Here is a 14209-nt window from a genome sequence, read left to right as displayed (position 1 = left end):
CGTCGGCGGCCCCGACCGTCCTGTTACCAGCCCGACGCGGATGCCGATATGGGTCGAAAGCGCCGGTGCCGCGGGCTGTACCTGGGCTAATCGTGCCGAAACGCCCGTCTGACGGTCATCAGGTCGAGAAGTGAGCCAGAGGACGAGTTGCCGGCCGGCCAGCGCCTCCTCCCAGTGGAACGTCGATAGTGCAGCTCGCACCGGCTGGTTTGTAGGTGAGGCGGACTTCTGCTCCAAGCTCGCCGGCAAGGCTGCGCTCGATGAGGCGAGATCCAAAGCCTCTTCGCCTCGGAGGCACAACCGTCGGACCGCCGGTCTCGCGCCATTCCAAACTAAGGTGCGGGCCGCCGTTTGGCTCCTCAACTTTCCAGACGATCTCGACCCAGCCCGTCTCGTTCGAGAGCGCCCCGTACTTCACCGCGTTGGTTGCGAGTTCGTGAAGCGCCAGCGTCAATGCCAGCGCGATCCTGGGCTCCAGCCGAACCGGCGGACCTTGTGTCTTGAAGCGCGTCGGTCCTGAGGATTGGTGCAGGTCGACCGCGGAGCCGACGATGTCCCACAGGTCAGCACCCTCCCAAGTCTCGCGCGTGAGAATGTCGTGCGCCCGCGCGAGGGTTAGCAGGCGCGGCTCTAAAGCTTGGCGTACGTCCTCAGGCGTGGCGGCATTCCGCACGCTCTGCGCTGCTATAGCTTGCACCGTGGCCAGCGTGTTCTTCACGCGGTGGTTCAGCTCATTGACCAGAAGGCGCTGGTGCTCCTCGGCGCGGCGGCGCTCCGTGATGTCGTGAGCAACTTGGACACTACCGATGACCTCGCTGTCGGCGAGAATAGGCGCCGCCGAGCACAGGACCTCGACCGGGCTGCCGTCCTTACAGAAGAACGTTGTCTCGTGTCCTTCAAGGACAGATCCAGAGGCGTGCGCCTGAGACAGCGGGCACTCGCAAGCGGGGTACGGCCTTCCATCCACGTGGTGGTGATGCGCAACGTCGTGCAGGATTCGACCGATCAGCTCGCTTGGTTCCCAGCCGAGCAGGCGCGAGGCGGCCGGGTTGGCGACGGTGACGCGCCCCTTAGCGTCGAGCAGGAACAGCGCGTCGGGCGCGTGCTCTGTGATGGCGCGGTTGAGCGCTTCGCTCCGCTGCAGAGCCTCCTGTCGTAGGCGCTCTTGCTCAACGTCCTCGATCAGCGTCACGGCGGCGATGATCTCGCCCGCGTCGTTCCGAACCGGAGCGCTGTTGAACGACAACCGCCGACATGGTCCGGTTCCGTCGCGGCCACCGTGACAGTACACGACCTCTTCATCGACGACGGTCTCGCCGCGCAGCAGCGCGCGCACGCTGGGGTATTCATCGACGGAATATGGCCGGCCGTCCGGGTGGCGAGCACCGTATGCAAGGTAGCGCTCGACGCTGTGGCCCATTTCGGTATGGCCGGTGATCTCGACGGCCTTGTCGTTCAGAATGAGTGAGCGTCCGCTCGGAGCCTCCGAGATGGAGATGCCAACCGGCGCCTGCCGGATGATGGCGGAGAGCACCTCGCGCTCGCGGGCCAGCTGAGCTTCGCTGGCCACCAATTCCTGCTCGGCGAGTTTGCGGTCATGGACGTCTTCAACGACGCCATACCAGCGGATGATCATCCCCGCATCGTTCCGGCGCGGGTAGGCGCGGGCGCGCATCCACCGATACACACCGGCGGCCGCGACGTAGATGCGGTAGTCGACATCCACCGGCTCGCCTGAGATCAAGCTGGCGGAGAAGACAGCGAGCGTTGGATCAAGATCGTCTGGGTGCAGGACCTTGAGCCAGCCCGTGCCGTCCGGCTCGCCTGGAACCTGACCCGTCAGGTCGAGCCAGCGCTGCGAGTAGGAAGTTATGTTACCTTGCGGGTCACAGGTCCAGGGCACCTGCGGATTGAGCTCGACTGTGTGTCGAAGGTGGTCCTCGCTTTCGCGCAGACGCTCCTCTGAACGCTTCCACTCAGTCTGATCGCGAAGAATTTTAACGAAACCGCCAGGCGCAGCCCGGATTCGAATGAGCTCTCCCGTGGCCCAGAACCGGGAGCCGTCTTTGCGCAGATGCCAGCGTTCGTCGCGGGCTCGCCCCCTGGCGCGGGCGTTCTGCTCCTCCGCGTCGGGCGCACCGGCCTCGCGGTCCTCCGGCGTGAAGATGAGGTCGGCAGACCGGCCGAGGATCTCGTCTTCCGTCCAGCCCATCAGGGTTTCGGCACCGGAGCTCCAGCCGGTGACTCGGCGATCCTGGTCCATGCCGATGAAGGCATAGTCGGTGGTGCTCTCCAAAACCGCGTGCAGGTGCGCGGCATGGAACCCGCGTCCATGCGACCGTTCATTCTTAGCCTGCGTCGAAGCCGACCCGCTCACCGATGTCCCGCCTCGCGATAGAGGCGCGCCTTGACTGCGGCCACGACGGCACGCCTGTCCGTGAGCTCTTCGTCGGCGATGCCGGAGATGCCTGCATCGCGCAACGCCCGCAGCAGAAGCGTACGGACGGTGATCCCCTCTTTCCTAGCCGCTTGGCGAATCGCTTCTTGAACGGGAGCAGGAAGCGTCACGCAGAGCTGCACGTCAGAGCGCGTCGCACTGAGCGGGTCAGTCATCATGAAACCTTATGCAAGAGCGCCTTTCTATATGAGCGAAGCCTAGGTGTTACAAGCTTAGTATTAGCTAAGGCTTCGCTTGGCTTTTTGAGCGGTCTAGGACTCTCGGCGCCCGTGTGCTGGTTTTGGCGGTGCGAGGGCGCCGATAGTGTTCCAGTTGCCTAGCCGGATGCTGGCTACCCACCCCAAACCGAAGTTATTGAATGGCCACCGAATGACTGCTCTCGGGAAGCGCCGAAGGCTGTCGGAACGGCTGGCATGGGTCGATAGGTGGCCGTCCGCTTTTCCAGCAGACCATCTCAGAAGCAGCCATTCCGCTTTCGGCCACTACCGGCAACGCTCGCTGGCGCCACTGAACGCCTAGGTTGGGTGGAAAGGGGAAGGTCGGCTTGGAGGCTCGCCTTGGCTTAAACCGACATGATCCTCGAAGCATCGCGCTCACCGCGGCGGCTCATAGTCTGGACGGCTTTGATGCCGCGCTGCGATGTGGTCGAGGAGAATGTGCGGGACGGTCAGGGCCGACAACATTTGGAGCGTCACGGTCAGAAGATTGGCCGACACATCAGATGAGCCAGAGGCATAGAGCGGCCAGAGGCCAGCGCCCAGTAGGAGGGTCAGGGCGAAGATCGGCAGCGACGTGCGGACGGCCCGCTGTATCGTATCAACGCCAGGAGCCTTGATCGGGTCTCGCACCAGAGCGAGCATGTGCCTGGGCGCATGAAGGCCGACGAAGTACAGGGTGAATGCCGTTAGGGGTGGTAGCGCCAGGAAGGTCGCAGCCAAGCCAATGATCTCACCGAGCACGTTCCACCGTGCTTGGCGCGTCAGAAGCCAAGCCACTGTCAAGGCAAGCCAGAGCCACGCTGCGGCTGACCACCAAGTGGGGAGCTGCAGCATCGGCATACGCGCAACGACCGAGAAGATCTGCGCCGTTTCCTCCGGGCGTAGCAGCGCTGGCAGTGCGATCGGTAGGCCCCCGCGCACGAGCGCCTCGATCGGTCTGCCCGGGCCCGCGTCCTCCTCGCCGAAATGCAGAACCGATACAGCCAGGAACCCCGCCAGGGTTGCAAGAGGCAGGACCTGCCAAGCCGAGAGAACCAGCGCGGAGAGACCGAGATACGGGATGGCAAAGACCCCGAACCATGCACGCCCGTATCGGGGGCGCAGCAGCGGCGCCGCCACCGCGCCGTCCAGGGCACCGTGGGGAACCCCAAGAACGATCACCGCGGTTAGGGCCACGAGCCAAGAGAGTTCACGCGGCAGAAAGGCAGAGGCGACCAGCCCGAGCACAGCCAGCACGCTGGCGCCTTGCAGCAGCCGAGGCCACAGTGAAGGCATGCGGTGGCGGCTCGCGCCGGCGGCATCCCCGAGGAGGGAGAAAGACGACGGAGCCGCCATCCGCTTCAGGCCGCCCGGCGCAGCGGCGTGGTAGCGACAGATCCATCCTTCAGGTCGCGATCGACGGCGCGCGTCGTCTCCAGGGTCGCCATGATCCCGTAGACGACCTTGGCGGTCAGATCGAGGATGGCGATCACCGCCAGGGCCGCAGTCGGCGATAGGATGCCGAGGCCGTCCTGACCGACAAGCAGGACGATCGGGTAGGCCGACCACACTCCCGTGAGGAACACGGCGTTACGCCCGAAGGCTTTGCGCACATCGGCGCGCTCAGAGGCGTTCTCCTCACGCAATTGCACGAAGATCCCGTAGAACACGGCGAGAAACGCGCCGCAGGAGATGGCGAACCACGTCCACTTGACCGCGGCGACGTCGGACAGGCCAAAGGCCAGGGCCGTCACGATCATGATCAGGTCAGAGCCGATCAGCCCCCAGACAACTGCCGGCCGGCGCATGCCAGAGTGCATCGCCGTGCGCGAGAGCCCGACGAGCAGCAGAGGCGTGGTGAACGTCCAGTCGATGTAGCGCGCGAAGTAGAACTGGCGCGCAGCCTCTGCCGCGTCGGGACCGGCGGGGAGGACGAGACTTCCCTGTCCCGTGGCCATAGCGAAGTAGGAGCAGGCTGCGATGATCGGCACGATCCCGTGGATGATCCCATCGGCCTCTTCGGCGGGTGTCCGCCGCTTTGCCATGAATAGGATCGCGGCAGCTCCTGCCGCCATGCCTGCGAAGCCGAGCCACAGCCAGAATTGAGGCGTCATCGATGTCTCATTGGGATAGGGATGAAAGAGCCGTGCACGAACGTGGCGGCACCCTGCCCAAGAGGCTTGGAACGAGATCGTTGCGTAGGATGATTGTCGCAGTTGCGCCAAATCTGAGCCGCAGCCTTTGCCAAAGGCTTGGCAGCGTGTTTTCCGCTTAGGGAAGTCGCGGGTTCGTGATCCGACGACTTACAGCCGGGGCGCATCGGACGTCCGCTTCAGGGTGGGCGAATGGGCTCCAAGTACGGCCGCTATGGGTCGATGGGAGGCCGTCCGCTTTTCCCGCGGACAATCTCCGAAGCGGACAGGCCGCTTACGGCCAACTTCGGTCGGTCAGCTTCAAATCCGACCACCCGACAGCGGACTTTCTGAAGCCGGCTTTGGGTTGTGAGCTCGCGCCGTTAGGGCAGCTCCGGGTCAAAGGTTTGCGCGCCGTTAGATGGCGAAATGAAAACTCGATTTTGGGAGCTTCGCACACGCGTGCGAACCTCGCAGCTCACCGGTCCGGCGGAAATACCCTCCTGAAAACGGGATCGACCTCTTTCCAAGACCGTCCGGCCATACGGCCTCGGATCACAGCTGTCGAAAGACGTCTGACCCCCTACCAGAGGCTAGGCCCTCTGGCCCGATTTGGCCGGTTCACCCACGTCCGGGGACTTACAGCTTGAGGGCATGAGCCGCCCAGGGCACGCTCGCGATACAGCCGTCTGACAGCGCCACCACATACCGTTTGATCGCCATGTAGCGCGGAAATGGCCGTCCGAATACCGTCCGAGTCGGGCTTAGGCGTCTGTCCAGAGACTGCTCTGCAAAGGACAAAGCGTGCCGGCGGAGCTTGCAATCGGCCGCTTAGAAGGCGGCTGCTCTATCCAGCTGAGCTACGGAGTCAGGAGGCCCCAGAAGCCACGGGCTCGCCCGAGGGTCAAGCACTCGCGCGGGCGCACGCACCGGCCGGCGGACGGATCGGCGGCCGGCACGGATCCCGCCTGCGCGCGGCGGGGGCCTTGCGAAACGGGACGGATCCGGACAGGTCCGGATGCGGTTCATGCCGGGGCGCCGCGCCCGTGTCCGGAGACCGAGCTTGACCGCGCCGAGTCCCACAGAACCACCGTCCGCGCGCGCCCGGAGCCGCCGACGCGACGCGGGCCGGGGCAGCCTGAACCGGCCCGGCGCGGATCTGCGGCGCCTGCCGACTGGCCTCGATCTCCGGGGCCTGCGGCTCGTGGAGGGCGTGCGCGCCGCCTTCGCGTTCGGCGTCGTCATCCTGCTCAATATCTGGGTGCAGTGGCCGCCGCTGCTGACCATGGCGCTCGCCGCCAACCTCGCCTGCTTCTGCGACAATGGCGGGCCGATGCGGGCGCGCCTGCGCGTGCTCACCGCCTTCTCGCTGCTCGGCGGCCTCCTCTGGGCCGGACTCGGCCTGCTCAAGCCCCTGGGCCTGCCCGTGGTCGTGCCGGTCGCCTGTGCGCTGATCTTCGCCTGCGCGTACGCGCGGGTCTGGAGCGTGCAGGCGCAGTCGGCCGGCAACGTCCTCGTGGTGGTGCTGTGCATCGCCCTCGACCGGCCGCTCACCCCCGAACAGGCCGGCATCACCGTGCTGATGTTCGCCGCCGGCGGTCTCTGGGCGACCTTCCTGGCCCTCGTGATCTGGCGCCTGCATCCCTACCGGCCGGCCCACCGGGCGGTGGCGGAGGTCTGGCACGACCTCGCGCGGCTCTGCGGCGATCTCGAGCGGCTCGTCGCCCTGCCGGAGCCCGACAATGCCGCCTTCGACGGCCATGCCCGCGGCCATCGGCGGGGCGTGCGGGCGCGCATCGAGACCGCGCGGACCATGATCCTCGACCTCGCCCGCTCCCGCGAGCGCGTCTCGGACCGCACCGCCCAGGCGCTGCTGCGCCTGGAGAGCGCCGAGCAGATCTTTTCCGCCTTGATCGCCGTCGGTGAGCTGATCGACAGCCGGCCCGACCCGCGCCGCCGTGCTCTGGCAAAAACTTTCCTGCGCCGCCTGCGCCCCCTGCTGGTGACCATCGCCCGGGCGATCCGCGACGATGTCGACCTCGATCTCGCCCGCCTGGAGCACTCGATCACCCGGGTGGCCGAGGGGCTCTCGGCCGACCCGATCCTGGCGGGGCTCGCCGACCGGATCGTCGGGCGCGTGCGCATCGGCGCCAAGCTCTCGGCGCCGGAGGGTTACCGGCCCGGCGGCACCCTCACCGAGGGCGGCCGACTCGACCGATGGACCCGCTATGTCGGGCCGCTGCAGCAGAACTTCACCCTGGCCTCGCCGAACCTGCGCCATGCCCTGCGGGCGAGCGCGGTCGCGGCGCCGGCGCTCGCCGCCACCCTGAGCTACGCGGGCGCCTTCACCCACTGGCTGGTGATGACCGTGGTGCTGACCATGCAGCCCTTCTACGCGGCGACGTGGCAGCGGGCCCTGGAGCGGATCGGCGGCACGGTGCTGGGCGGGCTCGCGGGCGCGGTCCTCGCCTATTACGCCACGACCCCGCTGATGGAGGCCGGCCTGATCCTCGTGCTCAGCGTGGTCGGCTTCGCGGCACGCCAGATCTCGTACGGCTTCTTCGTCACCTGCCTGACCCCGCTCGTGGTCCTGCTGGTCGAGCTGCTGGAGCCGGGCCATAGCTCCTGGGAGATCGTCGCCATGCGGGCGGGCTTCACGGTGCTCGGCGGGCTGATCGCGGTGGCGAGCTGCCTGGTGCTCTGGCCGATCTGGGAGCCCGACCAGGTCCGCCAGGAATTGCGCCGGGCGCTGAAGGCCCATGCGGATTTCGCCGAGGCCGTGCTGCGCGCCGCCCCCGGGCCGGAGCGGGAGGCCGCGCTCCTGGCCAGCACCCGCGCGGCCGGCCTCGCCCTCAACGATCTGGAGGCGGCGCTGTCGCGCGCCCTGCAGCAGCCCCGGGCCGGCCACCACCCGGAGGTGGAATCCGCCCTGGTGGCCGACGCGACCCTGCGCCGGATCAGCGCCCGGCTGACGGTGCTGCGGCACGCCCCCGAGGCCGCGGACCCGAGGACCGGGATCTGGCGGAACTGGATCACCACGACGCTGGCGGCGCTCGGCGCCGATCGGCCGCTTCCGGAGCGGCCCGACCTGAACCAGGGCCAGTCCCTCACCCGTCTGGTGAGCCAAGTCGATCTCCTGGCCGGGACGCTGCGTCCCGGCCAGATCCGCGCGGCGGCCGTGGCCGGGATGGCCACGCCGTCCGGGCCGCCGACCGTGTCGGTGACCCGGTAGCCCGGCGCGGCGGGACCCCGGACGATCCGGGAATCCGCGGCGTCAGTAGCGCGGCAGGGCGTTGGCCGGGCCGCCGGCATGCGGGCCGGCGTAGCGGTAGGCGAGCGGCCGGCCGTAATCGGCGGGGGCCTGCGTCACCACCGGGGCGTTGCCGATCCAGCCCGAATAGGCGGAGGCCGGGTAGGGCGAGTGCTTCGAGTCCAGGCCCTGCGCGAGGGCCGGCGTGGCGGCCGCGGCGACCAGGGCGGCGGCAGCGAGCATGCGGATCGTCATGATGATCTCCTGGTGTTTCGTATGACTTCAACGGGAAGTCATCCGGTCAACCGGGTCGGGTGAGGAAGATCGTCGGTGCGGCGGTCTTGATCACTCGGGCTTTGCTTGGCCGAATGTGACCTCTCAACGGAGATGTACTGCTTCGGGTTCGCCCGACGCCGTGCGCTGGCGCACGGGGGATGCGCCGCGCGCGGAAGCGTGCCAGAGACCGCGGCCTGACAGGGATGCAACCACCATGCGGCTGATCGTCGGCCTTGGAAACCCGGGCGCGCGCTACGCGGGCAACCGGCACAATATCGGCTTCCTCGCCGTCGACGCCATCGCCCGGCAGCACCGGGCCAGCCCGTTCCGGCACCGCTTCCAGGGCGAGGCCGCCGAGGTGGTGCTGGGCACGGAGCGGGCGATCCTCCTGAAGCCTACGACCTTCATGAACGAGTCGGGCCGCTCGGTCTCGGAGGCGCAGCGCTTCTACAAGATCCCGCTCGGCGACGTGATCGTGCTCCACGACGAGCTCGACCTCGCCCCGGCCAAGCTGCGGGTGAAGGTCGGCGGCGGCAATGCCGGCCATAACGGCCTGCGCTCGATCACCGCGCAATGCGGCAACGATTATCGCCGGGTCCGGCTCGGCATCGGCCATCCCGGCGACAAGGCGCTGGTGCATTCTTACGTGCTCAACGATTTCGGCAAGGCCGAGCAGCCCTGGGTCGAGGATCTCTGCCGGGCGGTGGCCGACCACGCCGCGCTGCTCGCCGCCGGTGAGGATGCGAGCTTCCAGAACAAGGTCCACCTCGCCATGGCCGGCCGCGGCTGGGACGACGTGAAGACGCTCGGCGCGAAAAATTGACACGAAAACACGGGGGCACGATATGGATCGGCCGTGGAGGCTGCCATGAAGAACGTCACCGTGACGATGAGCGAGGCCCTGCTGCAGCGGGCGCGCGTCGCCGCCGCACGCGACGGCAAGAGCCTGTCGCGCTTCGTGGCCGAGGCCGTCGAGCAGCGGGTCGGCCGGCCCCTAACGCAGCGGGAGGCGCTCGAGCGCTTCCTGGCCGGTCCTCTCATGAATCTGACGGACGAGAACGGCAAAGCACCGTCGCGCGATGAACTTTACGATTGAGCCGATCTTCATCGATACGAATGTGCTGGTTTACGCACGCGACAACCGGAACGCCGACAAGCGTGAGCGGGCACGGGCCTGGCTGGCCGCCATCACCGATGTGGGCGGCGCCCGCACGAATCTTCAGGTTCTCAACGAACTGACGCGCTGGATCCTTAAGAACGAGCCGGGGCGCTCGCTGGGCGACGTTCAGGCCGAGGTCGAGACGATCGGGGCCTGGGGAGCGCGCCCGATCGACCAAGACGACGCGGAACTGGCATGGCTCGTCCGCAAGAATCTCGGCTATCAGTGGTTCGACTGTCTTCTGGTGGCTGCGGCCCAGCTCGCCGGATGCCGCTACTTTCTGACCGAGGATATGGCGCATGGCGCCGTGTTCGACGGCCTTACCCTTATCAACCCTTTCCGCACGTCGCCCGACGATGTGCTGCGACGAACCTAATCACGGAACGGACCTATGGGCTTCAAATGCGGCATCGTCGGCCTGCCGAACGTCGGCAAGTCGACCCTCTTCAACGCGCTGACGCAGACGGCGGCCGCCCAGGCGGCGAACTACCCGTTCTGCACCATCGAGCCGAATGTCGGCGAGGTGGCGGTGCCGGACCCACGGCTGACGGATCTCGCCCGGATCGCATCGTCGAAGGAGATCATCCCGACGCGGCTGACCTTCGTGGACATCGCCGGCCTCGTGCGCGGCGCCTCCAAGGGTGAGGGCCTGGGCAACCAGTTCCTGGCCAATATCCGCGAGGTCGACGCCATCGCCCACGTGGTCCGCTGCTTCACGGACGGCGACGTCACCCACGTGGAGGGCAAGGTCGATCCGGCCGCCGACATCGAGACGATCGAGACCGAGCTGATGCTCGCCGACCTCGACAGCCTGGAGCGCCGCGCCGTCGCCCTGGAGAAGAAGGCCAAGGGCGCCGACAAGGAGGCCAAGGAAACCCTCGACCTCGTCAACCGCGCGCTCCCGCTCCTGCGCGACGGCAAGCCCGCTCGCCTCGTGGAGCGCAAGCCCGACGAGGAGAAGCTGTTCCAGTCGCTCGGCCTGATGACCGCCAAGCCCGTCCTCTACGTCTGCAACGTCGACGAGGGCGACGCCGACAAGGGCAACGCCTACTCGGACGCGGTCGTCGCCCGCGCCAAGGAAGAGGGCGCCGTGGCGGTGGTGGTCTCGGCCAAGATCGAGAGCGAGATCGCCGTGATGCCGGAGGCCGACCAAGCCGAGTTCCTGGAGGCGGTGGGGCTCACCGAGCCGGGCCTCAACCGGGTGATCCGCGCCGGCTACGACCTCCTCGGCCTCGTGACCTACTTCACGGTCGGCCCCAAGGAGGCGCGGGCCTGGACGATCACCAAGGGCACCCGCGCCCCCGGGGCGGCCGGGGTGATCCACTCGGATTTCGAGAAGGGCTTCATCCGCGCCGAGACCATCGCGTTCAAGGATTACACGGCGCTCAACGGCGAGGCCGGGGCCCGGGATGCCGGCAAGCTCCGGCTTGAGGGCAAGGAGTACGTGGTGCAGGACGGCGACGTGCTGCATTTCCGCTTCGCCAACTGAGGTCGGCCCCACCCCGTCATCGCGAGCGCAGCGAAGCGACCCAGGGCAGCGGGACCGCCCGACAGCGTGGTGCCACTGGATTGCTTCGCTCCGCTCGCAAAGACGGCGTATCCCGATCCCCGCTGATCAACGAGACGAGCCCGCCATGCCGGATCCCGCCCTCGAAGACTTCTCTGTCGGCGACGTGATTGTCGGGGAGCCGCTGACGGTGACTCGCGACGCCATCGTGGGCTTCGCGACGGCGTTCGACTTCCAGCCGTTCCATATCGACGAGACGGCCGCCGAGACGACCTTCGCGGGCCGGCTGATCGGCTCGGGCTGGCACACGGCGGCGCTCGGAATGCGGCTGCTCCAGCAGGGACCGTTCAAGGGCGGCTCGTCGCTCGGCGCCCCGGGCATCGACGAGCTGCGCTGGCTCGCCCCGGTCCTGCCCGGCGACGCCCTGACGCTGACCTTCCGGGTCGTGGGGATGCGCGATTCAGCGACGAAGCCCGGCCTCGGCTTCGTGACCGCCGAGGTCGCCCTCGACAACCAGCGGGCTGAGACGGTGCTCACCCAGCGCTTCACCTTCATGCTGGCCCGCCGCGGCACCGATCCCCTGCCCCCGCGGCCCGTCGCGATCGGGGAGCCCGGCCCGGTCACCGAGCCGGACGATGCCGAGATCCTGCCGTTCCTGCGGGATGCCGAGATCGGCGCCGTGCGCGAGCTCGGCGCCTACGCGTTCACCGCCGAGGCGATCGTGGCCTTCGCGCGGGCCTACGACCCGCAGGCCTTCCACCTCGACCCCGAGGCGGCGAAGCGCAGCCATTTCGGCGGCCTCTGCGCCTCCGGCTGGCACACGGCCGCCGCCTACATGAACCGGATGCTCACGACCCGCGCCCGCGACGCCGGCTACACGGCAACCCGGGGTCCCGTCCCGGAGGCGGGCCCCTCCCCCGGGTTCAAGAATCTGCGCTGGCTGAAGCCGGTCTACGCGGGCGACACGGTCCGGTTCAGCGCCAGGCTCACCGACAAGCGCGCCTCGGCCTCGCGGCCGGGCTGGGGGCTGGCGTTTGCCCGCAACACCGGGGTGAACCAGCGCGGCGAGCCGGTCTTCGCCTTCGACAGCGCCGTGTTCCACCGCTGGGAGCCCTGAGCGCACCGGGCCCGGTGCCGCGCGTTGTCGCCAGGGAAACGGACGGGATCAGGCATGTACCAGAAGAAGCTCGGCAACACGGGGCTGTTCGTCTCGGAACTCTGCCTCGGCACCATGACCTTCGGGGGCGGAGCCGGGATGTGGCGCCAGATCGGCGCCCTCGACCAGGCGGAGGCCGGGCGCCTCGTCGGGCGGGCGCTCGAGGCCGGGATCAACTTCATCGACACTGCCGACGTCTATGCCGAAGGGCTCTCGGAGCAGATCACCGGCCAGGCTCTGCGCGACCTCAAGGTCCCGCGCGACAGCGTCGTCGTCGCCACCAAGGGCTACGGGCCGACCGGCCCGGGCGCCAACGCCAAGGGCGCCTCGCGCCTGCACCTGATCGACGCCTGCAAGGCGAGCCTCAAGCGGCTCCAGCTCGACCATATCGACCTCTACCAGATCCATGGCTTCGACCCGGCGACCCCGATCGAGGAGCAGGTGCGGGCGCTCGACATCCTCGTGCAGCACGGCCACGTCCGCTACGTCGGCGTCTCGAACTGGGCGGCGTGGCAGATCGTGAAGGCGCTGGGGATCAGCGCGCGGGCCGGGCTCGCCCGCTTCGAGACCCTGCAGGCCTACTATTCCATCGCGGGCCGTGACTTGGAGCGGGAGATCGTCCCGATGCTGCACTCGGAGGGGCTCGGCCTCCTGGTCTGGAGCCCGCTGGCCGGCGGCCTGCTCAGCGGCAAGTATTCTGGCGGCAAGGATTCCGGCGGCGCAGGCGAGGGCCGGCGCGCGAGCTTCGATTTCCCGCCGGTCGACCGGCCCCGGGCCGAAGCCTGCATCGACGCGATGCGCAATGTGGCGGAGGCCCGCGGCGTCTCGGTGGCCCAGGTGGCGCTGGCCTGGCTCCTGCACCGCAAGGCGGTGACCAGCGTCATCGTGGGGGCCAAGCGCCTCGACCAGCTGGAGGACAACATCGCGGCGACCGAACTCAGCCTCACCGGCGAGGAACTCGACGCCCTCGACGCGGTGAGCGCGCTGCCGGCCGAGTATCCGGGCTGGATGTTCGAGCGCCAGGGCGTCCGGGCGCAGCAGCTCGCGGAATCGGGCCGGCCCGGCGTGCGCTGAGGCGGCCGGATCGCGCGGGCCCATCCGACCCGCATCCTCATCCTGAGGTGCCGGAGCGTAGCGGAGGCCTCAGGATGAGGGCACGGGTTGGGGTCAGCGGAGTCCAAGGCGATGACGGCTCAGCGGTCGAGGGCCTATGGAACCGCCGGTGTCGACGAGAGCCCTCGTCGCGCCGCGTGACGCCCCTCAGGGCGCCGCCAGATCCGGATCCTGCCCGCTGGCCTCCAGGCCGCGCCGCACCAGCCCGTCGCGCTTCGCCTGCGCGATGAAATCCGCCAGATAGGCCGCCCCCGCCGCGCGTCCCACCGGCAAGCCCATCGCCTGCGGGATCGCCATGAAGTGCCCCGGCAGCAGCCGCACCTCCGGATGCGACGCCGCGTAGGCGGCGAGCGGCTGATCCACGCCGGCCGCGACCTCGAGACCGTCGCGCGCGAACGCCGTCACCGCCTCGGCCGAGGTCGGCGCCCGCACCAGGGTCGCGTGCCTCAGGGCGCGGGTCAGGAACAGGTCGTAGGCGCTGCCGCGGCCCACCGAGACGCGCACGCCGTCGCGGTCGACCTCCTCCGGGCTCCGGATCGCCGAAGCGGCCGGCACGAGGTAGCGGCCGGCGATCCGCACGTAGGGCTCCGTGAAGGCGATGCTCTCGGCCCGCTTCGGATCGATCGCCAGGAAGCAGATGTCCCAGGCGCCCGTTCCCGCCGAGCCCGAGACCGCGCCCGCCCCGGAATAGGTCACGAACGCCACCGGCACGCCGAGCCGGGCGGCGAGCGCCCGGGCGAGATCCACCGAAACCCCCGCGGGCTCGTCCAGGCCCGCCTGCGCGAGGACCGGATTGCCGAGATTGATCGCCGCCCGGAGCGTGCCGGTGGGGGCGAGGTCGTGCCGCACGGCCGCGTCCGGCCCCATCTGTCGCGTCTCCGCTTGGGCGAGGGCCGGCTGGGCGAGGGCGGGGAGCAGGAGCAGGCCGAGGGCCGCGCGCCGCCGCATGAGCATCGGTCTC

13 protein-coding genes are annotated in these 14209 nt (G+C 68.7%); 7 read left to right on the top strand and 6 right to left on the bottom strand.

Annotation, left to right across the window (positions count from 1 at the left end; all coding sequences use genetic code 11):
• Positions 1 to 118 precede the first annotated feature (118 nt).
• The 4 genes from AC3WSN_RS23360 to AC3WSN_RS23345 form a co-directional block, all read right to left on the bottom strand.
• Positions 119 to 2377 (bottom strand): PAS domain-containing sensor histidine kinase, encoded by a 2259-nt coding sequence (locus AC3WSN_RS23360; protein WP_492541204.1) that lies wholly within the window; start codon positions 2375 to 2377, stop codon positions 119 to 121.
• Entirely contained in the window at positions 2374 to 2616 is a 243-nt protein-coding gene (locus AC3WSN_RS23355; RefSeq protein WP_492541202.1) for a hypothetical protein, read from the bottom strand. Before AC3WSN_RS23355 ends, AC3WSN_RS23360 begins: the two co-directional genes overlap by 4 nt.
• Before the next feature lie 435 nt (positions 2617 to 3051).
• Positions 3052 to 3951 (bottom strand): Brp/Blh family beta-carotene 15,15'-dioxygenase, encoded by a 900-nt coding sequence (locus AC3WSN_RS23350; protein WP_492541200.1) that lies wholly within the window; start codon positions 3949 to 3951, stop codon positions 3052 to 3054.
• Positions 3952 to 4016: 65 nt separating this feature from the next.
• On the bottom strand, positions 4017 to 4769 hold the full coding sequence (locus AC3WSN_RS23345) for a bacteriorhodopsin (protein WP_492541198.1): 753 nt from the start codon (positions 4767 to 4769) through the stop codon (positions 4017 to 4019).
• Positions 4770 to 5850: 1081 nt separating this feature from the next.
• Between AC3WSN_RS23345 and AC3WSN_RS23340 the strand changes: the two genes are divergently transcribed.
• On the top strand, positions 5851 to 8019 hold the full coding sequence (locus tag AC3WSN_RS23340; RefSeq protein WP_492541196.1) for an FUSC family protein: 2169 nt from the start codon (positions 5851 to 5853) through the stop codon (positions 8017 to 8019).
• Between the two features lie 42 nt (positions 8020 to 8061).
• On the opposite strand, the gene AC3WSN_RS23335 is transcribed toward AC3WSN_RS23340, so the two are convergent.
• Positions 8062 to 8292 carry a hypothetical protein gene (locus tag AC3WSN_RS23335; RefSeq protein WP_192710376.1) on the bottom strand — a complete coding sequence of 77 codons (231 nt, stop codon included), beginning with the start codon at positions 8290 to 8292 and terminating at the stop codon, positions 8062 to 8064.
• Between the two features lie 235 nt (positions 8293 to 8527).
• On the opposite strand from AC3WSN_RS23335, the gene pth reads away from it, so the two are divergent.
• The 6 genes from pth to AC3WSN_RS23305 all read left to right on the top strand — a co-directional run bounded on the left by pth (position 8528) and on the right by AC3WSN_RS23305 (position 13209).
• Positions 8528 to 9136, top strand: coding sequence for an aminoacyl-tRNA hydrolase (gene pth / locus AC3WSN_RS23330; RefSeq protein WP_192710377.1), 609 nt, complete (start codon positions 8528 to 8530; stop codon positions 9134 to 9136).
• Between the two features lie 45 nt (positions 9137 to 9181).
• The gene (locus AC3WSN_RS23325; RefSeq protein ID WP_058191611.1) at positions 9182 to 9409 is read left to right on the top strand and encodes a hypothetical protein; all 228 of its coding nucleotides are present in this window, start codon (positions 9182 to 9184) and stop codon (positions 9407 to 9409) included.
• Entirely contained in the window at positions 9393 to 9848 is a 456-nt protein-coding gene (locus AC3WSN_RS23320; RefSeq protein ID WP_492541193.1) for a PIN domain-containing protein, read from the top strand. The genes AC3WSN_RS23325 and AC3WSN_RS23320 overlap by 17 nt, the downstream gene beginning before the upstream one ends.
• A 15-nt stretch (positions 9849 to 9863) precedes the next feature.
• Complete coding sequence (ychF, locus tag AC3WSN_RS23315) at positions 9864 to 10961, top strand: redox-regulated ATPase YchF (RefSeq protein WP_192710380.1); 1098 nt, start codon at positions 9864 to 9866, stop codon at positions 10959 to 10961.
• A gap of 145 nt (positions 10962 to 11106) precedes the next feature.
• Entirely contained in the window at positions 11107 to 12096 is a 990-nt protein-coding gene (locus AC3WSN_RS23310; RefSeq protein WP_492541191.1) for a MaoC/PaaZ C-terminal domain-containing protein, read from the top strand.
• 54 nt (positions 12097 to 12150) lie between these two features.
• Complete coding sequence (locus AC3WSN_RS23305) at positions 12151 to 13209, top strand: aldo/keto reductase (protein WP_492541189.1); 1059 nt, start codon at positions 12151 to 12153, stop codon at positions 13207 to 13209.
• Between the two features lie 186 nt (positions 13210 to 13395).
• Here the strand turns inward: AC3WSN_RS23305 and AC3WSN_RS23300 are convergent, their stop codons facing one another.
• Positions 13396 to 14196, bottom strand: coding sequence for an ABC transporter substrate-binding protein (locus AC3WSN_RS23300; RefSeq protein WP_492541187.1), 801 nt, complete (start codon positions 14194 to 14196; stop codon positions 13396 to 13398).
• Positions 14197 to 14209 lie beyond the last annotated feature (13 nt).

This window comes from Methylobacterium sp. FW102-HT35C08 (genome assembly GCF_058790235.1).
This window is presented reverse-complemented; position numbering and strand designations above follow the sequence as displayed.

Coding starts and splice junctions, on each gene's coding strand:
- AC3WSN_RS23355 (WP_492541202.1), bottom strand. CDS start 2,616: ATGATGACTGACCCGCTCAGTGCGACGCGCTCTGACGTGCAGCTCTGC.
- AC3WSN_RS23350 (WP_492541200.1), bottom strand. CDS start 3,951: ATGCCTTCACTGTGGCCTCGGCTGCTGCAAGGCGCCAGCGTGCTGGCT.
- AC3WSN_RS23345 (WP_492541198.1), bottom strand. CDS start 4,769: ATGACGCCTCAATTCTGGCTGTGGCTCGGCTTCGCAGGCATGGCGGCA.
- AC3WSN_RS23335 (WP_192710376.1), bottom strand. CDS start 8,292: ATGACGATCCGCATGCTCGCTGCCGCCGCCCTGGTCGCCGCGGCCGCC.
- pth (WP_192710377.1), top strand. CDS start 8,528: ATGCGGCTGATCGTCGGCCTTGGAAACCCGGGCGCGCGCTACGCGGGC.
- AC3WSN_RS23325 (WP_058191611.1), top strand. CDS start 9,182: ATGAAGAACGTCACCGTGACGATGAGCGAGGCCCTGCTGCAGCGGGCG.
- AC3WSN_RS23320 (WP_492541193.1), top strand. CDS start 9,393: ATGAACTTTACGATTGAGCCGATCTTCATCGATACGAATGTGCTGGTT.
- ychF (WP_192710380.1), top strand. CDS start 9,864: ATGGGCTTCAAATGCGGCATCGTCGGCCTGCCGAACGTCGGCAAGTCG.
- AC3WSN_RS23310 (WP_492541191.1), top strand. CDS start 11,107: ATGCCGGATCCCGCCCTCGAAGACTTCTCTGTCGGCGACGTGATTGTC.
- AC3WSN_RS23305 (WP_492541189.1), top strand. CDS start 12,151: ATGTACCAGAAGAAGCTCGGCAACACGGGGCTGTTCGTCTCGGAACTC.
- AC3WSN_RS23300 (WP_492541187.1), bottom strand. CDS start 14,196: ATGCGGCGGCGCGCGGCCCTCGGCCTGCTCCTGCTCCCCGCCCTCGCC.